Origin of the sequence: Pelotomaculum sp. FP, from assembly GCF_004369245.1 — a bacterium.
GTDB lineage: Bacteria > Bacillota > Desulfotomaculia > Desulfotomaculales > Pelotomaculaceae > Pelotomaculum_C > Pelotomaculum_C schinkii.
This window is the reverse complement of the sequence record NZ_QFGB01000005.1, coordinates 88,204-113,045: the sequence shown is the minus strand read 5'-3', so window position 1 is coordinate 113,045 and position 24,842 is coordinate 88,204. Positions and strand designations below refer to the sequence as shown.

Here is a 24,842-nt window from a genome sequence, read left to right as displayed (position 1 = left end):
TGGCCGTCCACCCTCTCAGGCCGGCTACCCATCGTCGCCTTGGGGGTCTCTTACACCTCCAACTAGCTAATGGGACGCGGACCCATCTTAATGCGGATTGCTCCTTTCCTCACCCAAACATGTGTTCTGGGTGAGCGTATCCGGTATTAGCGCCAGTTTCCCGGCGTTATCCCGGTCATTAAGGCAGGTTATCCACGCGTTACTCACCCGTCCGCCGCTATGAGAAGTGAGATGTGAGAAGTTGGATGTGAGATTTTTATCGTTGCAATTCGGCTTGCCGAATTGCTTCTTATTCTCACTTCTAACCTCTCAACTCTCACCTCTCACCGCACGACTTGCATGTGTTAAGCACGCCGCCAGCGTTCGTCCTGAGCCAGGATCAAACTCTCCATTTATATCTGAATAATTTGATCTCGCTCGTTAATTTAGTCGCAAGCCGTAGGTCGTAAGTCGTAGGCTCCCGGTATTCCTCTTGGGTCTTTTTGGAACCTTTGAGTTTCCTTTCTTCCTCCGCCTTACTTCTTCGCCTTACGTCTGTTTGGAATACTGCTCGTTTTGCTTTCGCTTTGACGAGAGTCATGTGTTGGTCGTTTGCCGTAAGTTGTCGACCGTAAGCTTTCGTTCTTTTCTTACGCCCTACGCCTTACGCCTTACGCCCTATTTTCCATCCATCCACTGTTTAGTTTTCAAAGACCGTGTCGCCCTTTGGCGCGACGCAAACGTTATCCTATCATTTCTGCCGGCCCTGTGTCAACTGGTATTTTCTGGCCGGATTCGCGCCTTGCGTCGTAAAACCGACGTATATTTGCTGTCCCGGATTCTAATATTATCATGTTTATGTGTCTTTTGTCAAGTTGATTGAGCTTAAATTGTCGCCGCATATAAAACATTCCCGGAAGCAGGTACGTCCGGGAATGATACAAAAATTTTCAACTATGCTTGCTCGCGTGGTTTCATCAGTGGGAACAGCAAAACGTCGCGTATGGAGGATGAATTGGTCAACAGCATCACCAACCTGTCGATCCCTATGCCCATGCCGCCTGCCGGGGGCATCCCATATTCCAGAGCATTTATGTAGTCTTCATCCATCATATGCGCCTCATCATCACCCGCTTTGCGCTTCTCAACCTGCTTTAAAAACCTGCCTTTTTGGTCAATGGGGTCATTTAGCTCGGAAAAAGCGTTGGCCATCTCGCGGCCATAGATAAACAGCTCAAAGCGATCGGTCAAATCCGGGTTTTCTGCCTTGCGTTTGGCCAGTGGAGATATCTCGACAGGATAGTCCATAATAAAGGTGGGCTGGATCAGTTTGGGCTCAACGACCTCATCGAAGACCTTGTTCAGTACCGAACCCCAGGTGTCCGTCCCGTCCAGTTCTATTCCCAACCGGGCCTGTTTCGCCGCGCTGCGCGCCTCCGCGTCATCCTTAATCATATGGAAATCCAGCCCGGAGTGCAGCTTAACTGCTTCAAGCATGGGAATCCTTGTCCACCCCGGAGACAGGTCGATGACCGTGCCCTCGTACTCAACCTTTGTTGTTCCCATAACCTCTGCGGCAACAGTTGAGACCAGCTCTTCGGCAAGGTCCATCATGACGTGGTAATCGGCATAGGCCTGGTAGAGTTCGAGCATGGTAAACTCGGGATTATGCTTGGTCGAAATCCCCTCGTTGCGGAAGTTGCGGTTTATTTCGTAGACTTTTTCAAAGCCCCCCACCAGCAGGCGCTTTAAGTATAATTCGGGAGCGATCCGCAAGTACAGGTTGATGTCCAGCGCGTTGTGGTGGGTTATAAAAGGACGCGCCTCCGCGCCCCCGGCGATCGTCTGCATCATCGGGGTCTCAACTTCCAGGAAACCCTTGCGATCCATAAAAACGCGTATAGCCCGGATGATTTTACTCCTGGCTTCGAAAACTTCTTTTACGTTTGGATTTACAATCAGGTCAACGTAACGCTGCCGGTAGCGCAGGTCGACATCCTTTAAGCCGTGCCATTTCTCCGGCAACGGCCTTAATGACTTGGACAATAGCGTAAATTGCTCCACTGCTATAGTAATCTCGCCCATACGCGTCTTGAAGACCTTGCCGCTCACTCCGATAATATCGCCAATGTCCAACTTGCCGAAAAGCTCGTAAGCTTCCGGCCCGATATCATTTAATCGCAGATATACCTGTATTTTTCTGGAGCCGTCCTGGATGTGGGCAAACGTGGCCTTGCCCATACCCCGCCGGGACATAATACGCCCTGCCAAAACTACACTCTGGTCTTCAAACTCAGCAAAATGGTCGAGGATTTCGCCTGCCTGGTGCGTGCGTAGGAAACGGCCACCATAAGGTTCTATGCCTTTGGCGCGGATCTCGGCAAGTTTCTCACGGCGTACCTGCATTAATTCATTCAAATCCTCTTCCGGTTTCTCAAGCGCCTCACACATATCCTTTTTTTGTTCCGACATATATTAAAATCCCCCGGTTCCTAACGCAAAATGTCCACAATTTGGTATTTCAACTGACCTGCCGGTACGCTAACCTCTACGATATGGTCTTTGGGTTGCCCCAGGATGGCCTTGCCAACCGGAGACTCGTTTGATATTTTATTGGCGCCGGGATTGGCCTCAACTGAACCGACGATGGTATAGGTAAATTCGTCCCCACTCTCAAGGTCTTTTAAAAGCACTGTGGATCCGATCGATACCACTCTGGTATCCAGGTTTTCATCATCAATAATTTTCGCGTTGCGCAGCATTTTTTCCAGGGTCAGTATGCTGCCTTCGATGAACGCCTGCTCATTTTTGGCGTCCTCGTACTCTGAATTCTCGCTGATGTCCCCGAAGCCAATGGCCTGTTTAATTCTCTCGGCAACCTCTCTCCTCTTTACTGATTTGAGCTGTTCCAGTTCATCCTCCAGTTTTTTAAGACCTTCCACCGTGAGGATAACTTCCTTTTCCTTCATAAACATTATCTCCTTATTCATGTATTAAGGCATGATAAAACAAATATATGTTTAAACCCTTTATTTATGCGATACCATACAAAAAGGCCTATACTACACTCAAAGCACTGCAAAAGAAAATATCCTGCAGTGCTTGCTATGTACCGGAACAAATACCCACTACCCCAATCCCCGTGGCCCAAGTGTGTCCGGGTTCTGTGTTAATTTTGTCCAACCTATTCCGGCATCGATATAAAAATAAAAACAATGAAAAACCATTGCTAGAAAAAACAGTTTATATTGGGACCCCCCCCGGAGCCTTTTCCTAAACATTATAAAAAGACAGACCTGCTTTGTCAAGGCCATCTCGCTCTATATGAATTTATTTTGCCCGGCACGCTGTTTAATTTGTTCTATTTCCTGGTTGGTCATGGCCCGGCCAAAGCTGCGAAAGCCGCCCAGTTTAAACCCGTGTTTCCTGGCTAAGACATCAATTTCTTCAACCTGCTCGATCGTAAGTTCACGGCCCAGGGTATAGCTCTCATAACGCTTTTCAAGAGACAAAATCATGGTCTCGGCCATACAGGCGTAGGCCGTGCGGGGTGGAAAACCAAAGTTGAGGTTGAACTCCACATCTCCGGGAATCTCAACTACACCGCCCTCTATGACCAGGACATCATCCCTGAGTTCGGCCACCCGCGCCGAGACATCACGGGGTCTGGCCACGTCGCAGACCACCGCTCCGGGCTTGAGGTCCTCCGGCTCGATTACCGTGTCAATAGAGCTGGTTACCGTAATGATAACATCGGCGGAGCGAAGAGCTTTGCTGGTATCCGAGGTCACCTTCACAGCCAGGCCCGTGTCGTAAAGGATTTTACCGGCCAGTTCCTCCAGCTTGCGCTCATTCCTGGCCACCAGGGTCATGCTTTTGGCATCCCTGGCCAGGATCAGGGCGCAAATCCGGCCGATAGCGCCGGTGGCCCCCAGAATTACCACGTTAGAGCTTTTTAAATCATGGCCCATGGCTTGAGCCGCCGACCTGGTGGACTCAATGGCCGTAGCTACGGTGTAGCTGTTCCCGGTAGTAACCGGTATCTTCAGCTCTTTGGCCACTGTCACGCCGGCGTCTCCCACCACCTTGGTGAAAGCGCCCAAACCCAGGATCTTGGCGCCCAGTTTTTCCGCTACGTGCCCCCCCTGGATAATCTTTTTTAACACATATGCCTGGGGAAGTCTCATCATCAGGTCTGCTGTGAGGGGACAGGCGATGAACCAGCCTTCCGTTTCAGCCAAAGAAGAGCGTACACCTGTGATATGGGCTACATTCATCGACGGGAGCATGGCAAATGCCCGTTCAATAACCCGGTCGGGAACAAACCTGGCAAATTTAAATTTTCTGCTGACATCTCCCGCGTGCATAGGGTGAATCATAAAAGCGAAGTTCTGCAGGTGGGTCCCCTCCTATCCTTTAATTGCCCGAACCAGTTCAATTATGTTTTCTGTTTCAACATACTTATCTTCCTGGATGGGCGACTCGCCAATCTCAAAGCCCACCACTTCCTTGTCCAGGACCGCTTCGATGATCTTGATCCTTTTGTTGGAGCCGATCATCACAACCTGGTCAAAGGAATGCAGCATAGCTATCGTTTCCATGATTGAGTCAAAAAGGGTTAACCCGCTCTTATCTCTTAGATACTCCCAGCGCTCCTTTTCGGACATGAGAAAGATAAGATCTACACCTTCCCCTTCCAGCGCCTCACGGACTTCCTCCTTGTTTAAAATTGGAAAGCCAACCACGGCCAGGCTGCGGCCCTTCCTGATTTCGCCCAGACTCTCAAGGCGGGATACAAGGGTCCGGTCCACCCCCAGGCGGGTTGCCACCTCAGTCTGTGATAGACCCTTTGCCCTCATTATGAGGATTTCATTCACAGCCTGGTCAATCTTGCGCCGGCTGAGTATTTTCTCTCCCAAGCGGATTAAATCCAAAGCTTATCACCTGATTTGGTCGTGAGTCGTGGGACGTGGGACGTGGGTATATACTGCATTTCTTCAGGGTCAAAGATTACTGCATTCCTTTAGTGCCATATGTAATGAATTCGAACCTTCAAAGAAACACCTTAATAATATACCATCCGGGGTGGATTCATGTGCACAAAATTGTGTACATACTAGATTTTAACAGAAAAATAAGCCCTCTCGCAAGGGCTGACAAAAATTTTATCTTTTTTTTTTGAAAATAATTCATTAATTATCGACATTTTCCTCGAATAAGACAAGAATACTGCTGATTTCCTCCCGGGACCCGGCCTTATTTATCAAATCTCTCAACCTGGCTGAACCGCGCATTCCTCGTGTATACCAGGCAGCGTGCTTGCGCATCTCCCAGACTGCCACCCTCTCCCCCTTGAACTGAACGAGAAGGTCCAAGTGCCTCTGCGCCATGGCGACCTTCTCTTCAGGTTTTGGCTCGGGCAGCAGCTCACCGTATTTTAAAAAGTGCACAGTGCGCGAGAACATCCAGGGATTGCCGAGGGCGGCCCGGCCGATCATAACCGCGTCGCACCCTGTCTCTTCCATCATGGCCAGGGCATCTATCGGGGACCAAATGTCCCCGTTGCCGATAACCGGGACCTTGACTGCCTTTTTAACCGCGGCAATTGCTCCCCAGTCAGCCTTTCCGCTGTAGAACTGGGAACGGGTCCGCCCGTGTACGGTTACTGCCGCGGCCCCCGCGTCAACCACCGCCCGCGCCAGTTCCACCGCGTTAACCGATTTTTCGTCCCAGCCCTTGCGCATTTTAACAGTAACAGGAACTTGCACTTTATCTACCACCGACTTGACAATTTTCGCAGCCTTTTCTACGTCCTTCATCAGGGCGGAGCCTTCTCCGTTCCGGACGATTTTGGGTGTCGGGCAGCCCATGTTGATATCTATCAAAGAGGCCCCGCAACTCTCAACGATTTCCGCGGAGCCGGCCATATAGGCGGGGTCGGAGCCGAATATCTGAATGCTTACCGGCCTGGACTCCCCGGCAATATTAAGGATGGCGCCGGTTTTAACGTTTCCATACAAAAGCGCCTGGTCACTCACCATTTCGGTGCAGACCAGGCCGCAACCAGCCTCTTTAGCTAAGATGCGATAAGCTTTGTCGGTAATACCTGCCATTGGCGCCGATATAACCGGGTTCTCCAGTTGAACGGAACCGATTTTCACCGCGTTGTCAAATTCCTCTCATAAATTAAGATCAAGCCGGTCAGGGTCAGGAAAGAATCTACTTTTTCAATGGTTGCGCTGGACTCGGCAATGAGTGGAGCCAAACCCCCGGTAGCAATAACCATAGTATTTTCACCAAGTTCCTTTTTCATCCGTCTGGTAATCTCGTCGACCTGGCCGACAAAACCGTAATATATGCCGGCCTGCATGCTGCTGACGGTGTTTCTGCCAATTAAAGCGGACGGCTTTGCTATTTCTACCCGGGGTAGTTTGGCGGCTCTCGCAAAGAGGGCTTCCGTTGAAATGCCGATACCTGGCGCTATAGCTCCACCCAGGTATTCCCCCCTGGCGTTAATAGCGCAGAAGGTCGTGGCCGTCCCAAAGTCGACGATAATCAAAGGGCATCCGTATTTTTCAATCCCGGCCACGGCATTGACAATGCGGTCGGCGCCCACTTCCCTGGGGTTTTCGTATTTCACCGGAAGGCCGGTCTTAATGCCCGGCCCTACCACCAGGGGGCTTATGTTGAAAAATTTCCGGCACATTTTTTCCAGGGTATAGGTCAGAGGAGGCACCACGGTGGAAATAACCATGGCGTGAATCGATTTCATTTCCAGCCCTGCGATGTCAAACAGCTCTTTGAGCATAACCCCGTACTCGTCCGAGGTGCGATGGCGGTTAGTGGACAGCCGCCAGTTTGCTACGAGTTCACGATCCTTATAGACACCCAAAACAATATTGGTATTACCCACATCAAAAACCAGGACCATACCTGTCCCCCTCCCCGGTACATCTTAACCAATTTTAGCAGAGAGCCCGGCTGCGGCGCAAGAAGCTCCAGGCGCAAATATCAAATATAATACATATCCGCCTCTTTAGAACGGCGTATGCGCTCCGCATCATTGCACAAATCAGCCAGGTTGATCTGAGTAAGCACGTCTCTCAAAGCATCCCGCACCCTTTGCCACAAAACACGTGTTACGCAGGTATTCGACCAGTCGCATAATACCTGCTCATCCTCGTTAACGCATTCGGTTAGGTCCAGCGGCCCCTCTACGAGCCGGATGATGTCCCAAGCCGTTATCTTGTCAGGTTCTTGACTCAGCAGGTAACCGCCCTGAGCGCCGCGGACGCTGCGCACCAGTCCACCTTTCCTCAGGGAAGTCATCAACTGCTCCAGGTATCCTTCCGATATACCCTGATTTTCGGCCACCTTAATGAGCGGAACCGGCTCTCCCCTCTCGTAATGCCGGGCAAGTTCCACCATGGCCCTCAGGCCGTAACGGGCCCGGGTTGAAAATCTCATGTCGCACCCCTCCGTCATCATTCCCGACCTTGCTGATTATATCTATTAACATGTTTCATCTTTGTTCGGATTTAGTAGTAATTTGCAGGTAAAGGTCGTAAGGCGTAGGTCGTAAGGCGTAAAATATATTTAATATATAGCTTGTCGTGAGGCCTTACAACGGCCTGCGACAGCTATTGCTCCCGCCGGCGCCGCTTCATGCAAGTAATGCCTAAAAAGGTGAAGCGGAACGCAACTCTTCTATGATCGGGCCAATGGTCGCCAGAAAATATTCAACGTCCTCCTCCGCATTATCCCGTCCCAGTGTCAAACGCAGGGAACCATATGCCAGATGAGGCGGAATACCCATGGCCAGCAGCACATGTGACGGCTCCAGGGAACCCGAAGTGCACGCCGACCCGCTGGAGGCGGCGATCCCTTTCAGGTCCAGGTTGTGCAGCATGGACTCGGCCTCAATATGTTCAAAACAAAAGCTGGCATGGGTGGGCAGTCGCAGCACAGGGTGTCCGGTAAGTTGAACTTCCTCAACACTACCGGTTACACCGCTGATCAACCTGTCCCGTAGTGCTTTTAGACGGTTGCTCTCTATTGCCTGGTCCGCTACAGCCAGTTCAACCGCCTTGCCCAGGCCGATGATGCCGGGGATGTTTTCGGTGCCGGCCCGCCGCAGCCGCTCCTGCGCTCCGCCGTGCAGGAGCGTTTGCTTCCAGAGGGTCCCCTTGCGGATATACAGCGCTCCAATACCCTTGGGCCCGTATATCTTGTGAGCGGATATTGTCAGCAGGTCGCAGTTCAGGTCGTTGACATCGACCGGTATTTTACCGAAGCTCTGCACGGCGTCAATGTGAAAGATAATACCCCGCTCCCTGGCAATTTTACCGATTTCAGCCGCAGGCATAATGGAGCCTACTTCGTTGTTGGCGTGCATGATAGTAATCAGGGTGGTCTTGTCGGTAATGGCGTCCCTTACTGCTTCCACACTGACCATACCGTAGCGGTCAACGGGCAGAATCGTAGTCTCAAAGCCCTGCTTGCCCAGCGCCTTGACGGTGTTGAGCACGGCGTGATGTTCAACGGCGCTGGTAATAATATGGTTGCCTTTTTTGAAGTTGGTAGCAGCTGCCCCGTGTATGGCCAGGTTGTCGGCTTCGGTCCCCCCGCTGGTAAAGACAATTTCCTCACGGTCGGCGCCGAGGGCATGCGCTACCTTTTCCCTGGCCTCTTCAACCGCTTTTTTGGCGGCGTAGCCGAAAAAATGGTGGCTGGATGGATTGCCGAAGTTGTCACCAGTTAAGAAGCGGTATATCTCATCGGCGACACGCCGGTCAACAGGTGTGGTACCGCTGTGGTCAAGATAGATCCTGGGCAATGGATGACCCCCTCCGATACTAAGACTGAAGTCTTTAAGGCAGAATTAGCCCAATAATATCAGATTTTTTATATTTCAATCACCTGAAACCGTATCACATTACTAGGGTATTGTCAACCAAGGCCATAAAAAAAGCGGGTGCGATTTTAAGCCCGCCCGCTTTTTTTGGGGAAGCGCTCTATGTGCGCTATCCGGACAGGCCATCCGGGTATTTTTCGGCTCTTATCAGTTATTCCCGGCCATGCCGTAAGCTTTTAACCTGCGGGAAACGGCCCTGGCCAGGATCGCGGCCATGGCCGCCTTAACCAAATCCAGGGCTATAAATGGGGTAAAGCCCATGGTTAAGACCTGGGCCACGGAAACCGTTTTGCCCATATAAAACGTTAAAATTGCGTAGAGATAGGGCAAACCGACCAGGTAATACACAACTATGCCTGCGGTCATGGAGAGGAAGTAGCGTAAAAAACCACTCTCCTCCTTGTTTCTGAGCAGTATCCCGATAACGTAGGCACACCCGGCAAATCCCGGCAGGAAGCCGAAGGTGGGCTGCAGTACATAGGCCGGCCCGCCAAAGGGGGGGGTGGCAAAAACAGGCGCCCCGATTAAACCCAACAGGATATATACAACCATACTCAGCGCTCCCAGCTTGGGACCCAATAGCCCGCCGGCCAGCATAGCCATCAAAGGCATAAGGCTGAAGGGGACTACTGAACCGGCGTAGCGCACCAGCATGGCCGCCACCACGGCCAGAGCGGCAAATACGGCAGTCATGGTAATGTCACGCGCGGAAAACTTGGACATCGGCACTCAACTCCTAAATTAATTGGTTGATAAAGGTTCAAAGCGTCGTAGGGCGTAAGTGGGACGTGAGACGTGAGACGTTGGTATGTGCTGCATTCCTTTGGGGGCTTCTGTTATTTGAGGAAATATGCTATATTACACCCTGCGGCCCGGGACATCTGATCTTAGCATGTTAAATCAAGGGGCTGTGCTTTGAATAACATTTCAGGAATAACATTTCAGAAAATCGTTAACCTATTATTATTCATTGGTTTACCAAATGTATAAAAATTTTTTTATGTTATCCTTAGCGACACCTCCCCTGACACCAGCCTTTGAATTTCTCCGTTGGGGAGGCGCAGGAGCAGGGCTCCATCCACGTCGATATCCTCCGCCCAGCCTTCCCATGATTTGTTTAAAGTATGGATGCGCACAGGACAGTTCAGCGAAACCGACATCTCCTTCCAGGATGACAATACCGGCCCAAAACCCTCGTCCAACCATAGAGTATACCAGTGTTCAAAGGATTCCAGGCAGGCGCGTGTCAACTTAGCGCGATCTACCGGGCGCCCGGTCTCAATTTTCAGCGAGGTAGCAGTATCTCTAAGCTCAACCGGGAAATCCTCCAGCTGCTGGTTGGCGTTGATGCCCGCCCCCAGGACCAGGTAGTTGACACGGTCCATCTCCGCGTTTAAATCAGCTGAGATCCCGCACACTTTTTTGCCGTGCGCCAGCAGGTCATTGGGCCATTTGATGCCCGCCACAACCCCGGTTTCCGTCCTGATCGCCATAGCCAGCGCGACAGAGGCCACCATGGTTACCTGGGCAACCTGAGCAGGGTTGACCAGAGGCCTCAGAACCAGCGATAAAAAAATCCCCTTGTACCTGGGCGAAGACCAGACCCTGCCCAACCTGCCCCTGCCGCCGGTCTGTTCCTCGGCTACCACCAACGTTCCTTCCGCACAGCCTCTTTGACCTTCTTCCTGGGCAATCTTGTTGGTGGAGGAAATGGTGGAGTAGTAAAATATTTTGTTTTGGCCCATAATCCTGGTTGAGAGTCCTTCCTTGATTTCCTCCGGATTGAGCCGGTCAGGCGTACCGGTCAACTGGTAGCCGACTCGCGGCCGTGCCTCAATCTCATAACCGTCTTCCCGCAAGGCCTGGATGTGCTTCCAAATAGCCGTACGCGTAACCTGCAGGCTTTTGCATATTTCTTCACCTGAGACATACGCGCCGCAATTTTTTTTCAGTAAACGCAAGACAGCCTCTTTCAATGGTACACCTCCATATAGTCGTGGGACGTGGGTCGTGAGACGAGGGTATGTTTTAGCTAAAATATAAGCTGTCGTAGGGCGTAGCTTATGCCGCATTCCTGAGGGCAATGTGCGAATGAGTTCGCTCCTGCACTGGATGTATTACCTGTGTACATTAATTCTCATGTATGTAGTTTAACCTACATACATCCAAACGTCAACCGCAGGGAGTATATTGGTTTACCTTTGCCGTTTAACCATTCTACCCCGAAAATGCAGGTGCGAATTCATTCGTAGAAAAGTTACTATAGATGCCCAAGTTCGACGCTGGCACGCCGTGTGCGATTAATGGCGCCCGCGTCCCCAAGTTTTTACCCGCTACCGGCGCCACGTCAGCGGCGTGGATATCTAACTGTCAACAGCTTTTACCTCGTGCAGGTCCAGGCTGATGTCCAGGGCTTTTACCGAATGGGTCAGCGCCCCCACTGAAATCAGGTCAACGCCGGCAGCTGCCGCGGCCCTGACATTTTCCTCGCTGATCCCGCCGGAGGCCTCGACCAGAGCCCGTCCGGCAATGATTTTGACGGCCTCCTTCATTTTCTCCGGCCCCATATTGTCAAGCAAAATGATATCCGCTCCTGCTGTCAGGGCTTCGCGGACACCGGCCAGGTCCTCTACCTCAACCTCAATCTTGACAGTATGGGGACTGCCCAACCTGGCGGCTTTTACAGCAGGCCCGATACCTCCCGCCACTTTAAGGTGATTGTCTTTAATCAGGACGCCGTCGTAAAGACCAACACGGTGGTTATAACCGCCTCCGGCCCTTACAGCATACTTCTCAATGGCCCGCAAGCCAGGAGTTGTCTTTCTGGTATCTACAATACGGGCGGAGGTTCCCTCCACAAGGCTAACCAGGCCGGCCGTCCTGGTCGCTATACCTGACATGTGCCGCAGAAAATTCAGAGCCAGACGCTCACCGGTGAGTATCGCCCTGGCCTGCCCGGCAATTTCAGCAAGTATACTGCCCGGTCTCACCTTATCGCCGTCGCGCGCCAGAGCCTTAAACTCAAAAGCCGGATCGAAACGGCGGAAGACCAGCTCCGCAATCGGCAGTCCGGCGACCACCCCGCCTTCTTTAGCCATAATGTAACCGTAAGTCGCGGCATCCGGGGCAACGATGCTGTTGGTGGTCAGGTCGCCGGCGCCAATGTCTTCACGCAGGCTGCGATCAATCAGTTCCTCCAGATCAAACAGGTTAAGTTCCAATTTTACGTCTCTCCTTAAATCTGGTATCTTTGTTTTAAGAATTTAACCGTAAAGTCCTCCAGAGATGTTTTCTGGGGGTCAAAACCGGCGACCAGGGCTTGCGCGTATTCATGGTCGAAAATATAAACACCTTCCCCCACATCCCTGGTAATCCCCTTGCGAACACTGAGGTACCGGGCAAAACCCTCCGTGAGGTTCTCTTCAATCCAACCATCCCAGGTATAAGGGACATCCTCCTTGAATCTCGTCATCAGCTTCTCATCTTTTTTCAGTTTTGCATTCAAGTATTTGAAGGTCATATTCCCGGTAAAGGTCCGGAAGTAGGGAGTTGAGAACTCGTGAAACGGCACCGACCAGGTTTTCTCGGGCGGGCTGTTCCACTGGATGGTGGTAAGTGAGTCTTTATCACGATAAAAACCGGCGCCGCCGTAAATCCGCATATTCATAAGCAGCTCGATGTTTTCAGGCTTTTTCTTGAGCTTAATGCCGGTTTCCTTTTCCATAAAGGCGATAACGTCAAAATCCTTTTCCACCAGGCTGTTCGTCTTCTGGGCTTTCCGCTGAAGCAGCGGCTTGACCTGCTCGTAGTGAGGCAAGGCATAGTTGGCGCCGTACCAGCTATAAAAATCGACCAGGGTATTCCTGTTTTTGCTGAAATAGCGGTCCTCTTTGATAAATTTAAGGATCTCTTCCAGGTCCGCTCCCTGCTTGCCCTTCTGGATCAGCCTGTCGGCCATGGGCTGGGGATGGTAATCATCCATGATTTCTTTGAGTTGGGCACGGCGGCGTTCATCCATGCTTTTGTAAGTGCTATAAAGCCAGTTGTAGTGCGACGCGTAATCGGAGTCGCGGTTCGCCTGTTCCTTCAGGCCTGCCCACATGGCGGGGTCCTTGACGTTGGCCCGGTAAATCTCCTCCGAAGACTCAAAAATGAAGATACTGAAATCTTCAGGTTTAATCACCAAGGAGCGTACCGATTCCGTATCCGAATCCCAGAGGTCACATCCGGGCATAAGCAACAAGGCCGTACCGCAGAAAATCAGCATTCCCAGGACCTTTAGAATCCTTAGCTTCACGACAATCACCTGCTCTAGTGCAAAGTTGTCCCCACAGTCGTACCAGCATGTCTCTCTTTGGTTATTTTACCCATTAAAGATATCGATCATATACTGTTTGGTAATATTCCCAATAAAGGCTTTTATTTTAGCGGGGGATTCTATACAATTTTACCAGACTTACCAGGCAATAAATAGTATCAACTTAACTGCGCTTGCGTTAATAATTATTTTCGCCGGAGGCCTAAAGGATATCAACCTGCATCTAAAGAATTAGCATTCCATTGCTGTTTGGCGGCGGCAGAATAAGAACAGTTTAACTGAAAGGAAGCTCGTATCTGTGATTAAATTAAGGGAGTTATTGATGCTGGCCGGGATTATGAGTGAAAGGCTGCGGGACCAGAAACCTGATCAAGCGCTCCTATTGCGCTGTCTGGAGCCGCTTTGGCCGTATATTTATCCTTATGGGACGATATCCTACCTGAAGAAACATACCGGCTGCAGCACCGGGGAAATTGACCAAAGACGAACAAAAAAGATGTTAAGAGCTCTAAACGGCTCCAGGCGCATATGGCAAAGTTTTATTATCGGCCTTTGTTACACCTACCGGGAGCGGCACAGCCTGGGGAGGAACCGCGCCCGCCTGGCTCAAAAGGCGATCCGTCTGGAAAAGGCCGTGTCCGCCAGAGAATTGGGAGAGCTGGCCGAGCAGTTTCGCCGGCAGGCGCAGCAATACGCCCGGGTCGTGCAAGAGACTCCCCCCGGGCTTTTTGACCCGGCAGAGGCGGACAACCGGATCAGGCTGGCCAAAACTATCTGCAACGAAGAGAACATACCCCGGTTTCTACTCCTTTGCCGCAGCCTTGATTGTGAAAAACTGCTGAAGTTGGCTTCTCCGGATATACTGAAAACACTGAAGGGCAGGTATGACAACCCAACCCCCCTGACCCTGGCCTTCGACTTACTCCAGGAGCATATCGCTTTAAACGATGGACTCTGGAAACAATTCAAGGCAGTATTGGCAAGCGCAGGCAAGCATAACGCCAATTAATAGGGAAAAATCAAGAAGGCCCCCTTGAGCGAATCTCAAGAGGGCCTTCTTGATTTTTCATCCCCTGCTGATAAACATCGCGGCAATAGCGTCTATTAAACGTCTATGGTAACATTCACCTCTGAAGTAAGGCCTGTTTTGCCGGTGACAGTGATTGATATTTGGCTTGTTCCAAGCAAGCTCAATATCGTTTTTAACCCGCCAAGGCTAATATCCTGTTCTCCAACCAGTTCGTCAACTGAGACGGAGGCAACCCCCTGGTTGAAAGTTATTGTTTTGGTAACTCCCAGCAAACTGAGGCGGGCTTTATCAGCGTCACTGGAAGCGTTAACAGTTATTTCGGTGAATTTGGAAGCATCGGTATAACTGCCGCCGGTCAGGTTAATGTTGAAGCTGTTGTTGGCGCCGGTTACGGTAACCGGGCTGCCGTCCACCACAAAAGTTACCGATTCGACTACCGGAGCTTCATCTGCGCCACCGCCGCCGGCGCCGCCCCCGCCACCGGCGGCAGGCTGCTCAGCGCTGGTTTCGGTGGCTAAAGGTACGTTATGCGGCCCGGCATGGCCCACTGATAAATTATCCTCGATTTTGACCGTTTCACTACCTTCCTCGCCCGAAACAAAGCGTACCAGGTAGTTCCGGTCGGGTACCAGCGCTACCGAGTATTGGCCGTTAACATTTGTACTTGTAATGAAGGTGGGGTTGGTGGTAAAAGTCAGAGTAGCGTTTTTCACGGGGTTACCGTCCTTATCCTTCAACTCGCCGGTCAGCACGGCAGCGGCCTGCAGTTCAAGATTAACGACGGTAACTTGATCTTCATACACCTGCACATCACTCCGGTAGGCGACTTCCTGATCGGTAACTGCAGTCAAATCGTAGGAGCCCGGTTCCAGATCCAATTTAAAAGTACCGCCGGTATCAGTTTTTGCTATTTCCAATACTTCATAACCGCCGGCAGCATAAACTCTTACGACCGCATTTTGCACGGCCGCATTTTTATAAACCGCCTGGCCTTCAATACCGGTTTCTTGAACCGGTGGAGTAAATTCCAGCGCCCGCTCCAGGGAGACAACCGCTTCAGCCCTGCTGATATTTTTTTGCGGCTGGAAAGTGTGATCCGGCATACCAACCATCAACCCGTCCCGGACAACCGCGCCTACGCTGCCGTGGGCCCACTGTGCAATCAGGCCGGCGTCCTTGATTTGATCAAGTTCCCCGGCAGCCGGCGCAAGTTTTAATAATCTCACTAAAATAGCGGCCGCCTCCTGGCGGGTGATGCTGAGCCCGGGTCCAAAGCTGCCGTCGGGATAACCGGAGATATACCCTGCGGCGGCTGCGGCGGCCACTTCACCGTAATACCAGGTTCCAGGCTGAACATCCGCAAACCGCAGGCCGGAGGCCGCCGGCTCCACGGCGAAAGAGCGGTTGACCAGCGCCACAAATTCCGCCCGGGTAATCTGCCGGTCGGGCTTGAATGTCCCGTCTTCATAGCCTGCGACCAGGCCCTGCTCAACCCATTTGTTTATTTGCCCTGCGGCCCAGTGGCCCTGCAGGTCGGAAAACCCGGCCGCAAAGGCGTAACCGCCGGCGGTAAAAAGCAATAATAATGTAACTATTGCCACACTTGCAGCCTTTTTGCCCATTATTACAGTACCTCCTAATTTATATTCGCAATGCTGGTGGTATCTATTATCGGGCCGCGTGCAAAAGCCGGGAAAAAAACCGCGACCGCCTTAATGGCGTGCGGTTTTCTTCCTCAAAAAGAAGCTATTTGCTAATGTTAATATGTTTCATCTATTTTAGCGCGTTGACGATTACCGTGACCGCCTCCGCCCTGGTGGCATTGGCCTGAGGTTTAAAGGTGTTATCCGGATATCCCTGGATGATGCCTGCTTCCACTGCCGCGGCGACCGCATCCTTCGCCCAGTCGGAAATGCTTGCGGCGTCACCAAAAGGTGTTCCGTCGGATACAGCGGCAAGTTGCGCCGCTCTGGCGATCATGACCGCCATCTGCTCACGGGTAATTAAATCGTCCGGGCCAAAGGCGACATCATTATAACCTTTGATGATCCCGTAAGAAGCTGCCGTTGCAATGAAGTCCTTCGCCCAATGGCTGCCGGTATCGGTAAAGACTTTGCCGCTCTGCGGAGCCAGGCCGAACGCTTTTACCAGCACGGTTGCAAACTCAGCCCTGGTAATATTATTGTCCGGCTTAAAGCTGCCGTCGGGATAGCCGGTAATGGCGTCCCTGGCCACCAACTGTTTGATGTTATCCTCCGCCCAGTGGCCGGCAATATCGTTCAGGGATACGACAGGCGGTTCTTCTTCTTCTTCCTCCTGCATAGCCAGCACCGCGAACTTGGTGAAGTGGTCTATGGTTACCGAGATGGTATTGTCGGAAACGTCGCCGCCCAAGTCGACCCAACTGCCTGCTGTTTCATCGTAGTATGCCGCTATCGGTTTTTCGCCCGGGTCCAGAGCGGCCGGATCGAATGTGAAGGTGAGTGTAACGCCCGGCTCATTGAACGTGTAGTTCGACTTTCCGTCTATGCTCAACGCGTATACATCACCAAGCAGCCTGAATCCGGAGGGAACCGCCGGTGGTGTTGTGACTACTCTTTCCAATAAGACTTTTACAGTTGCTGTGCCCTTCAGGGCGCCGGCAGGAATTTCCAGTTTCACCGCGTCGGCCAGTTCCACCGTGCCTCCTTTAGAGGGAACGATACTAACGCCGGGGAGAGTGCCGCCGCCACCGCCACCGCCAACGCCACCGCCGCCTCCTCCGGAACTGGTGGGTTTGTACACTATAAATGTGGTGAAGTGCTTGGTCCAGATCACCAGGTCGGCTCCGACGTCCAGCTTGCCGTCTTCTTCGTCGCCCAGTTCTGCATTGGCTGCCGCCTGTGAGTCGGCGCTGATTATTCTGGTGATGGGTACGGGAGCATTATTGCCCCGTTTATAAGCTACCGATTTTCCGGCTTGCCCCGGGATAAGGAGCCTTACCGCCTGATCAAAAGTCAATATGCCGTCGGGCAGGCCTATTTCCACCACCGCATTGACAGTACCGTTGCTGATGCTTTCGCTGCTGTTGAGCTTAACTGTAGGCAAGGTGATACTGCCGTCCCAGCCGGCAGGTCCTTTTAAAACCGTACCTTGCGGGATCTGCATGGCTATAGTGCCTTGTACAGCGCCCTGCATATTTGATATGACCTGCGCCTGCACAAAGGGGAAGATAGCTTCATTGGTGGCCGGATCAACACTGGCCGCCTGTATTTTCGCACCGGTGACTCCTGCGGGAACAGTAATGGATACAGGTGTAGTGGCATCCTCCAAGGTTATTGTTCCGCCGGTTGCCGGTGCGGGTAAACCTTTGGGTCTGATTACTGTCAGGGTGTAACCTTTTTCAGTTTCACTTTGCGCGGTTACCGCAACAGTGATCACAGTACTGGAACCCTCGCTCAGCGAAACATCCCCTGAGGCAGTCCCGCTCGCTACAACGGTACCGTTGACCTTAATCACGGCAGCGGCGTCAGCCGCCGTTGGGGTCACGTTAATCCTATCGACACTGCTGTCCACAACAACCGTATACGCGGTGACGGCCGGGGCAAAGGCCGGATCTAATTTGCCGCTGCTTACTGTAAGCTCGCTCAAGTCGGCGTTATCGCTTACATTTCCGATGGTAACAAGGATATCTATCAGCTGCTCCTTCTCTTGAAGGGTCAGGCTATCCCTTAGCGCTTCAACATTAGCCCAATTCAACCCGTATCTGGCCGCAGTTTCAGCAGATATTCCCGTATCTTCGGTGAAAATTGCCTCGAGCTCTGCTTTGGGAATGTCGCCGAACGGGTTAAACGACAATTCCGCAACATCCAATGCGGTCTTAACGACATCAAAGACTGTAAGTCCTTTAGCCACAAGAGCGCTCTTTAATTCTTGACTAAAACTAGCTTCAACTGTATTGCAAAAACTCACCAGCTTGGGTATTCCACCGGTTTGCAGTTCTTTGATTTTTTCCGGAGTATTTAGTTGCGTCATCACGCTGGTGTAGGCGGATACAATCTGTGCGTTCGTCAGACCCAGGTTTCTGAGCAGTTGTTTCTGTTCGCTATTAAGTATATCCGGTATCGTGCTGCTGTCGATGATGATCCTCTTACCGATATCCAGCGCATCTTGCACCTGCTGCGTACTCAATTTCTGAAATTTAGCGATAAGCGCAGCAATGTCTCCCAAATCGTCTTCGCCAATTGCAGCGTTTGCGACAGGGACATTGCATGTTATCACCGTGCTCAGAAAAAAGATACTCGCCAAAACAAACGATAAGAACTTGAGCTGAACTTTTCTCAATTTACAAACCTCCTTTGAAAAATTTATAGCTATCAGCCCACAATCTTCTATAAGTAACAAATCCTGATGCTATACAACCACCACGTTGTAATTGTCGTACTGTTGGGAGTGGTTGTCATGGTCACTTTGGCTCAGATGGCCTCCCCCCTTTCATATCCACACTTTAAATTGATACAACTATATGGTAAAATATTGAAAAACTACGGTAATCAAGCTGCCGTAGCTAAATGCTTTAGGCTCACAGAGCTGCATCCCTGAATTTCAAAAATATTTATCTATGTGAATCATTTAGTAATTCAACATTAAGAGATAATTTCCCTTCCCTAACTTTAATTTTCGTAATGTATTTTGCAAGCGCATAATTATCCTTTTAAAAAACAAGTCCCTCCCCGGCAGTGGACGGGAAAGGCGCCGGCAAGGGATTTTAACATTCAAGGGATATTATAGTAATCCTAAACCGATTGGAGGGTGGTCAAAGTGGCTGACGCGATAGACAAACTGGTACAGGTTGCCGCACTCTTTGACCTTGCGGAGGCACATATACTGAAAGGGCTGCTTGAGAGTGAAGGGTTGGAAGTTTTTCTGTTCGACGAGCAAGCGGCCGCCTTTACCCCCATTGTGGTCGGGGGTGTGAGGCTGATGGTGAGGGAACCGGATCTGGAACGGGCGAGGGAATTGCTTAAAACCAGACAACAATAAAAACCACAAGCGTTCTGTATGTATTTTCAGGTAGTTGCCCACACCTCCGGCGGCGCCACGTATTATGAAAACACCAGCCGATGTAGGCGCCATTTCAATCGCACACGGCGCTCGCGCCGGACTTGTGTGGCTAATGTGTAGGTTGAACACTGTACAGTGATTTTCAGGATAAGTGTTGTGCTGCGCCCCGGCGCTGCTGTCTACTGCTGAGCCGGCGCCGGTTCTTCAGGGTTTCTTGACCTGGGCGGACGGGGTCCGTAGTACTGGTAGTAGTGACATTCAATCCGCCCGTTGTACAGTTTTCGCTTTTTATCGGCCCTTTTGCCAAAAAACCGTTCAAAGCCGGGGTGGGCTGTAAGCACATAGCAAGACCAGGTATCCATCTTTTTGAAGGAGTTACCCAGGTCGCGATAGAGTCCCTCAATCTCGCCCTTGTCCCCCATGCGTTCGCCGTAGGGGGGATTGCAGATCACACACCCGTAAGGCTTGCTGGAACGTAGTTCGGCGGCCGCCAGTTTTTGAAAGAAGACCTTGCCCTCCAGGCCCGCCTGCCGGGCGTGAAAGCGGGCCAAACCCAGTACTTTGCTGTCGATATCAGAGCCAAGTATGTGTAAGGAGCGATCTGGAGCCGCCAGGTCACGGGCCTCCTCTCTGGCTTTATTCCAAAGGGCGGCTGGTACAACAGGCCATTTTTCAGCAGCAAACCGCCTCCCCAGCCCCGGCGCGGCGTTCAGGCCGATCAGCGCCGCTTCGATCGGTATGGTGCCGGAACCACAGAAAGGGTCGATCAGGGTCCTCCCCGGTTCCCAGTAACTCAAGAGAACCATTGCCGCCGCCAGGGTTTCCTTGAGGGGAGCCTGGCTGCCGAGCGTCCGGTAACCCCGTTTGTGCAGCCCGGCCCCGCTGGTGTCAAGAGTCAAGGTAACGACGTCTTTCAGCAGGGCTGCCTCAATGGTGTACCTGGGGCCGTTCTCGGGAAACCACTCCCGCCGGTACCTCTGCTTCAGCTTTTCCACTACCGCCTTCTTGACAATGGCCTGACAGTCCGGGACGCTGTGCAGCTGTGATTTGATTGATTTCCCCTCAATCGGAAAGGCGGCGTTTTCCGGCAGCCAGTCCGCCCACGGCAGCGCTCTGGTCTGTTGGAAGAGCGCTTCGAAACTCCGGGCCTGGAATTCACCCAGCTTAACCAGTACCCGGTCTGCTGCCCTGAGCCAGAGGTTGGTCTTGCAGATAGCCGCTTCATCCCCGGTAAAGGTTACCCGGGCGTTTTCCACTTTGACGTCCTGGTAGCCAAGATCTCTTACTTCCCTGGCCACCACCGCCTCCAGCCCGAAAGTCGCCGTAGCGATTAACTCTATCTTGCTCATTCAACTTCTCCGGTTAGCAATATTCTTTACAACCATGCCGCTATCGCGGCGCCACGTATCATGAAAGTGTATCACCTGGAAGTAACTATTCAGTGAACCCGGCGGTGGAGGCATGGTGTTATCAACGCTCACTCCAGTGCTCCGCGCCGGCATCACCACGGCTCGCTTCGGACCGAACTAGCGGCGCTGCAAAGGCGGCGGTAGACTGGTTATGAATAAAACCTGTTCATATTCATCCCATCTGCAAGTAAATTACACCTTGTTGGCGCCACCGGCTACCTTCTGAAAATAATATGCTTCTGCCAGCGCTGATTGCACTCCGGATAATCAACCCGGTAGTGCCCACCGCGGCTCTCCCGGCGTGCCAGGGCGGCTTCCGCCACCAGTTCGCCGACCTGGAGCATGTTTTTCACTTCCATCCCCTCCGCGGTTTCCTCACTGTGACGCTGCAGGCGGCTCCAGTAGTCAAAGAACTCTAACGCTTCCATGAGGCCGCGGTTGCTGCGCACCGGCCCCACCTTTTGGCCCATCAGCACCTGCAGCTCCCGGCGCAGCGCTGCGTAATCGATCTTGTCCTGTTTAAGCAGCCAGTCGCAGCCAAACTCCAGCCGCCTGGGCCGGTAGTCTTTCAGGAACTTTCTGGTTTCATTCACTATGCGGCCCCCGAATACCAACCCGTCCAGCAAGGAATTACTGGCCAGCCGGTTGGCCCCGTGCACGCCGGGGCAGGAGCACTCACCGCAGGCGTACAGCCCCCTGATACTGGTTTCACCCACCAGGTTCGTCTTTACCCCACCCATCATATAGTGGGCCGCCGGGGAAATCGGAATGCGATCCACGGTAATATCAAGGTTGTACTGGGCACAGGTCCTGGTGATGTTCGGGAAACGCGCTCTAATTACCTCCGGATCCAGGTGAGTGACATCCAAATAAACCTGGTTTAAGCCGGTTGCAGCCATTTCCTTTAAAATAGCCCGGACCACAACATCACGCGGAGCGAGCTCGGCCAGATCATGATAGTCGGGCATAAAGCGATGCCCCTGAGAATTCCTAAGATATGCGCCCTCACCGCGTACCGCCTCGGAAATCAAGAAACGGGGAGCGCCCGGTAGGTATAAAACTGTCGGGTGAAACTGGATGAACTCCATGTCCATTACTTCGGCGCCGGCCCGGAAGGCTATTCCGATACCGTCCCCGGTGGCAACCTCGGGGTTAGTGTTGTGTTCGTAAAGGCGGCCCAATCCGCCGGTGGCCAGGATTACCACCCGGGCCCGAAAGACCTTGAAGGTCCCGCTGGTCCGGTCTAAGGCGAGAACACCGTAGCAGGTATTTTCGTTAACCAGGAGGTCCGCCACATAGTGGTTCTCCAGCACCCTGATCTTATCATTTGCCCGGACCTGCAGGGTCAACACCCGCTGGATCTCAGCCCCGGTAGCGTCCCCGCTGGCATGCAGAATGCGCCGTTTGCTGTGCGCCCCTTCGCGGGTGAGACAGAGGCCGTGGCTGTCGCTGTCAAAATGCGCGCCCATTTCGATCAGTTCACGGACCCGGTCGGGGCCTTCGCTCACCAGAGCGGCCACCGCCTCCGTATCACAAAGTCCCGCTCCCGCCACCAGAGTATCCTCCCGGTGCAGGGCCGGTGAATCCGAATCCCCCAGGGCGGCAGCTATCCCGCCCTGGGCCTTTTCGGTGCCGGTATCCATCATGTCCAGCTTGGTAATTACGGTCACCGAGCCTCCGGCGGCAGAGGCCGCCAGGGCAGTATACAACCCGGCGATACCGCTTCCCAAGATAAGGTACTCATCGTCCACTTGAGGCAGTTCCCGAGTGTCAAAATTCATTATGTATTTTTCGGGCACGATATATCCCCCTCTTATACCACCGACAGCATTCGCTCAAGGCATAGCGCCGCCTTCTCGCGTATATCTTCCGGAACGCTAACCCTGGGCTGAAGGGTCACCAGGGCACGGTGGACACTTTCCAGGGTTGTCTTCTTCATGTTGGGACAGACCATCTTCGTGGAAGCCATGTAAAACTTTTTGTCAGGGGATCCTTTGTGCAGCTGGTGCAGAATACCTGATTCTGTCCCGACAATAAACTCCCGGGCGCTGTTCTCCCTGGCGAAGTTAATCATTCCTGTGGTGCTGGCAACCTTGTCCGCCAGGGCGACAACCTCAGGCCTGCATTCCGGGTGGACCAGCGCCAGCGCCTGCGGGTGCTCTGCCTTTGCCTTTTGGATATCCTCGACGGTAAGGCGGTCGTGGACGTTGCAGCAACCCTCCCAGACAGTCATTTCCCGTCCGGTTTTTGAAGCTATGAACCTTCCAAGATTTTTGTCCGGCACAAAAAGGACCGGCTGATCCGGCGGCAGGGACGCCACAACCTTAACCGCGTTAGCCGAAGTGCAGGCGATATCGCTCTCAGCCTTAACCTCAGCCGAGGTGTTCACGTAACAAACAACAACGGCGCCGGGCATTTCCCGCTTTTTTCGTTCCAACTGAACTGCGTCGACCATATCAGCCATGGGGCAGCCGGCATGCTCCTCGGGCAGCACCACGATTTTATCCGGGGAGAGGATCGACGCGCTTTCAGCCATGAAGTGGACACCACAAAAAATAATGACCTTCGCGTCGGTTGCGGCAGCCTGCTGGGAGAGTCCCAGGGAATCTCCCACAAAATCTGCCACCTCCTGGACCTCAGGTCTCTGGTATACATGCGCCAGAATCACCGCGTCACGTTCTTTCTTGAGACGCCGGATTTCATTGGAAAGCTCCTGCACAGTGGCTTGCCCCGGCATTTAAGCTTCAATCCTTTCTGTATTGGGTGGCTTCTGTGTTTCTTCCCATTGTATCCACCCTTTTCACCGCTTGTCAAGCATTAGGGCTGAGGCGGAGAGATTTCGCCATGAGCTTCAGCTTCTTTGATTGCTATAACCTTGTTTTTACCGTCAACCATAACGACGGCAGGTTTGAAGGACTGCGCTTCTTGATAGTCAAACAGGGCATAGGCAATGATAATCACGATATCACCCGGCTGAGCCAGACGGGCGGCGGCGCCGTTTAAGCAGATGACCCCTGAGTTGCGGGGGCCCTTAATCACATAAGTTTCAAAGCGGGCGCCGTTGTTGTTGTTGACCACCGAGACCTTTTCATTGGGCAGGATGCCGGAAGCTTCCAAAAGAGCTTCATCTATGGTGATACTCCCCATGTAATTGAGGTTGGCCTCAGTGACTGTGGCCCTGTGAATTTTCGACTTAAACATTGTTAAAAACATGCTTCAAACCTCCAAAATAGCGTTGTCGATCAACCGCGTCCGCCCTATTTTAACTGCCAGGGCCAGCAGGGTCAAGCCCTCAATCCGCTCCAGCGGCTCAAGCCCGGGATAGGAGTACAGTTCAACGTAATCGGGTTCCGCCAGCGGTTCGGCCTGGATCATATCGATAACCAGTTGGCGGATTTCCGCCGGATTCCTCTCCCCTTCCCGGAGCGCCTTACGGGCTCGCTCCAGTCCACGGGAGAGAACCAGGGCGGCGTGGCGCTGCTCCGGCTCCAAATACAGGTTGCGGGAGCTCATGGCCAGACCGTCCTGCTCCCGGACCGTGGGGACGATTACTACCTCCAGGTCCATGTTCAGGTCAGCGGTCATCCTCTTGATAACCAGCGCCTGCTGGGCGTCTTTTTGCCCAAAGTAAGCGTAGTCCGGCTGAACAATATTGAAGAGCTTGGTCACAACCGTAGCCACACCGCGAAAGTGGCCGGGACGGGATAACCCGCACAATTTGTCCGTAATCCGCTCAACGTCGACGTAGGTACAGTAGCCCTGCGGGTACATCTCCTCCACCGGGGGGTTGAAGATAGCCGCCACCCCGACTGACTCGGCCATCGCGGCATCGCGCTCCAGGTCACGCGGGTACCTCCCAAAGTCCTCAGTGGGACCAAACTGGGTGGGATTGACAAATATACTGGCGATAACCATATCACATTGACTCTTGGCCCGGCGCATCAGCTCCAGGTGTCCCTCGTGCAGGTAGCCCATGGTCGGGACAAGTCCGATCACCCGGCCCCGGACCCTGGCCTGCCGGACAAATGCGCGAGTCTCGGAGATGGTGTGAAATATCTGCATTGTTTTATGAACCTCCAGTTTAGTCGTGGGTCGTGAGACGTAGGACGTGAGTATATGCTGCATTCACTTTTGGGTCAAGATAATGCC

Annotated in this window: 21 protein-coding genes and 1 rRNA gene; 2 read left to right on the top strand and 20 right to left on the bottom strand. The window is 52.6% G+C overall.

The features are described 5' to 3' along the window. The 13 genes from Psfp_RS03755 to Psfp_RS03695 form a co-directional block, all read right to left on the bottom strand. Positions 1-395: ribosomal RNA gene (locus Psfp_RS03755) — 16S ribosomal RNA — on the bottom strand; the annotation flags it as partial. Positions 396-933: 538 nt separating this feature from the next. After that, positions 934-2,451 carry a lysine--tRNA ligase gene (lysS, locus tag Psfp_RS03750; protein WP_134217212.1) on the bottom strand — a complete coding sequence of 506 codons (1,518 nt, stop codon included), beginning with the start codon at positions 2,449-2,451 and terminating at the stop codon, positions 934-936. A gap of 20 nt (positions 2,452-2,471) precedes the next feature. Then, positions 2,472-2,948 carry a transcription elongation factor GreA gene (gene greA / locus Psfp_RS03745; protein WP_134217211.1) on the bottom strand — a complete coding sequence of 159 codons (477 nt, stop codon included), beginning with the start codon at positions 2,946-2,948 and terminating at the stop codon, positions 2,472-2,474. Between the two features lie 351 nt (positions 2,949-3,299). Further along, a complete protein-coding gene (locus tag Psfp_RS03740; protein ID WP_134217210.1) occupies positions 3,300-4,376 on the bottom strand; it encodes a shikimate dehydrogenase in 1,077 nt (358 codons plus the stop codon). Between the two features lie 12 nt (positions 4,377-4,388). Further along, complete coding sequence (locus tag Psfp_RS03735) at positions 4,389-4,913, bottom strand: helix-turn-helix transcriptional regulator (RefSeq protein ID WP_134217209.1); 525 nt, start codon at positions 4,911-4,913, stop codon at positions 4,389-4,391. A 258-nt stretch (positions 4,914-5,171) separates the two neighbouring features. After that, the gene (dusB, locus tag Psfp_RS03730) at positions 5,172-6,140 is read right to left on the bottom strand and encodes a tRNA dihydrouridine synthase DusB (RefSeq protein WP_134217208.1); all 969 of its coding nucleotides are present in this window, start codon (positions 6,138-6,140) and stop codon (positions 5,172-5,174) included. Further along, complete coding sequence (locus tag Psfp_RS03725) at positions 6,137-6,910, bottom strand: type III pantothenate kinase (RefSeq protein WP_134217207.1); 774 nt, start codon at positions 6,908-6,910, stop codon at positions 6,137-6,139. The genes dusB and Psfp_RS03725 overlap by 4 nt, the downstream gene beginning before the upstream one ends. A gap of 80 nt (positions 6,911-6,990) precedes the next feature. Next, on the bottom strand, positions 6,991-7,446 hold the full coding sequence (locus Psfp_RS03720; RefSeq protein WP_134217206.1) for an Rrf2 family transcriptional regulator: 456 nt from the start codon (positions 7,444-7,446) through the stop codon (positions 6,991-6,993). 211 nt (positions 7,447-7,657) lie between these two features. Next, positions 7,658-8,815 (bottom strand): cysteine desulfurase NifS, encoded by a 1,158-nt coding sequence (gene nifS, locus Psfp_RS03715; protein WP_134217205.1) that lies wholly within the window; start codon positions 8,813-8,815, stop codon positions 7,658-7,660. A 225-nt stretch (positions 8,816-9,040) separates the two neighbouring features. Then, on the bottom strand, positions 9,041-9,616 hold the full coding sequence (locus Psfp_RS03710; protein WP_134217204.1) for a biotin transporter BioY: 576 nt from the start codon (positions 9,614-9,616) through the stop codon (positions 9,041-9,043). A gap of 275 nt (positions 9,617-9,891) precedes the next feature. After that, entirely contained in the window at positions 9,892-10,869 is a 978-nt protein-coding gene (locus Psfp_RS03705; protein WP_243120458.1) for a biotin--[acetyl-CoA-carboxylase] ligase, read from the bottom strand. A gap of 387 nt (positions 10,870-11,256) precedes the next feature. Then, on the bottom strand, positions 11,257-12,114 hold the full coding sequence (gene nadC, locus Psfp_RS03700; RefSeq protein WP_134217202.1) for a carboxylating nicotinate-nucleotide diphosphorylase: 858 nt from the start codon (positions 12,112-12,114) through the stop codon (positions 11,257-11,259). Positions 12,115-12,128: 14 nt separating this feature from the next. Then, positions 12,129-13,190: a hypothetical protein gene (locus Psfp_RS03695; protein ID WP_134217201.1), complete on the bottom strand. Its 1,062-nt coding sequence runs from the start codon at positions 13,188-13,190 to the stop codon at positions 12,129-12,131. A 319-nt stretch (positions 13,191-13,509) separates the two neighbouring features. Here Psfp_RS03695 and Psfp_RS03690 point away from each other — a divergent pair, with 319 nt between their 5' ends. Then, entirely contained in the window at positions 13,510-14,220 is a 711-nt protein-coding gene (locus Psfp_RS03690; RefSeq protein ID WP_134217200.1) for a hypothetical protein, read from the top strand. Positions 14,221-14,315: 95 nt separating this feature from the next. On the opposite strand, the gene Psfp_RS03685 is transcribed toward Psfp_RS03690, so the two are convergent. Together Psfp_RS03685 and Psfp_RS03680 are read right to left on the bottom strand one after the other, a co-directional pair. Beyond that, positions 14,316-15,863, bottom strand: coding sequence for an S-layer homology domain-containing protein (locus tag Psfp_RS03685; protein ID WP_134217199.1), 1,548 nt, complete (start codon positions 15,861-15,863; stop codon positions 14,316-14,318). Positions 15,864-16,014: 151 nt separating this feature from the next. Beyond that, on the bottom strand, positions 16,015-18,564 hold the full coding sequence (locus Psfp_RS03680) for an S-layer homology domain-containing protein (protein ID WP_134217198.1): 2,550 nt from the start codon (positions 18,562-18,564) through the stop codon (positions 16,015-16,017). Between the two features lie 477 nt (positions 18,565-19,041). On the opposite strand from Psfp_RS03680, the gene Psfp_RS03675 reads away from it, so the two are divergent. After that, a complete protein-coding gene (locus tag Psfp_RS03675; protein WP_205079458.1) occupies positions 19,042-19,263 on the top strand; it encodes a DUF2007 domain-containing protein in 222 nt (73 codons plus the stop codon). Positions 19,264-19,463: 200 nt separating this feature from the next. On the opposite strand, the gene Psfp_RS03670 is transcribed toward Psfp_RS03675, so the two are convergent. The 5 genes from Psfp_RS03670 to panC all read right to left on the bottom strand — a co-directional run bounded on the left by Psfp_RS03670 (position 19,464) and on the right by panC (position 24,755). Beyond that, complete coding sequence (locus Psfp_RS03670) at positions 19,464-20,633, bottom strand: class I SAM-dependent RNA methyltransferase (protein ID WP_134217197.1); 1,170 nt, start codon at positions 20,631-20,633, stop codon at positions 19,464-19,466. A gap of 275 nt (positions 20,634-20,908) precedes the next feature. Continuing rightward, the gene (gene nadB / locus Psfp_RS03665; protein WP_134217196.1) at positions 20,909-22,492 is read right to left on the bottom strand and encodes an L-aspartate oxidase; all 1,584 of its coding nucleotides are present in this window, start codon (positions 22,490-22,492) and stop codon (positions 20,909-20,911) included. 14 nt (positions 22,493-22,506) lie between these two features. Continuing rightward, positions 22,507-23,430, bottom strand: coding sequence for a quinolinate synthase NadA (gene nadA, locus Psfp_RS03660; RefSeq protein ID WP_134217195.1), 924 nt, complete (start codon positions 23,428-23,430; stop codon positions 22,507-22,509). An 80-nt stretch (positions 23,431-23,510) separates the two neighbouring features. Then, on the bottom strand, positions 23,511-23,906 hold the full coding sequence (gene panD, locus Psfp_RS03655; RefSeq protein ID WP_134217194.1) for an aspartate 1-decarboxylase: 396 nt from the start codon (positions 23,904-23,906) through the stop codon (positions 23,511-23,513). 3 nt (positions 23,907-23,909) lie between these two features. Further along, the gene (panC, locus tag Psfp_RS03650; RefSeq protein WP_134217193.1) at positions 23,910-24,755 is read right to left on the bottom strand and encodes a pantoate--beta-alanine ligase; all 846 of its coding nucleotides are present in this window, start codon (positions 24,753-24,755) and stop codon (positions 23,910-23,912) included. Positions 24,756-24,842: the final 87 nt, after the last annotated feature.

Coding starts and splice junctions, on each gene's coding strand:
- panD (WP_134217194.1), bottom strand. CDS start 23,906: ATGTTTTTAACAATGTTTAAGTCGAAAATTCACAGGGCCACAGTCACT.
- Psfp_RS03725 (WP_134217207.1), bottom strand. CDS start 6,910: ATGGTCCTGGTTTTTGATGTGGGTAATACCAATATTGTTTTGGGTGTC.
- panC (WP_134217193.1), bottom strand. CDS start 24,755: ATGCAGATATTTCACACCATCTCCGAGACTCGCGCATTTGTCCGGCAG.
- Psfp_RS03710 (WP_134217204.1), bottom strand. CDS start 9,616: ATGTCCAAGTTTTCCGCGCGTGACATTACCATGACTGCCGTATTTGCC.
- lysS (WP_134217212.1), bottom strand. CDS start 2,451: ATGTCGGAACAAAAAAAGGATATGTGTGAGGCGCTTGAGAAACCGGAA.
- Psfp_RS03720 (WP_134217206.1), bottom strand. CDS start 7,446: ATGAGATTTTCAACCCGGGCCCGTTACGGCCTGAGGGCCATGGTGGAA.
- Psfp_RS03685 (WP_134217199.1), bottom strand. CDS start 15,863: ATGGGCAAAAAGGCTGCAAGTGTGGCAATAGTTACATTATTATTGCTT.
- greA (WP_134217211.1), bottom strand. CDS start 2,948: ATGAAGGAAAAGGAAGTTATCCTCACGGTGGAAGGTCTTAAAAAACTG.
- nadA (WP_134217195.1), bottom strand. CDS start 23,430: ATGCCGGGGCAAGCCACTGTGCAGGAGCTTTCCAATGAAATCCGGCGT.
- Psfp_RS03670 (WP_134217197.1), bottom strand. CDS start 20,633: ATGAGCAAGATAGAGTTAATCGCTACGGCGACTTTCGGGCTGGAGGCG.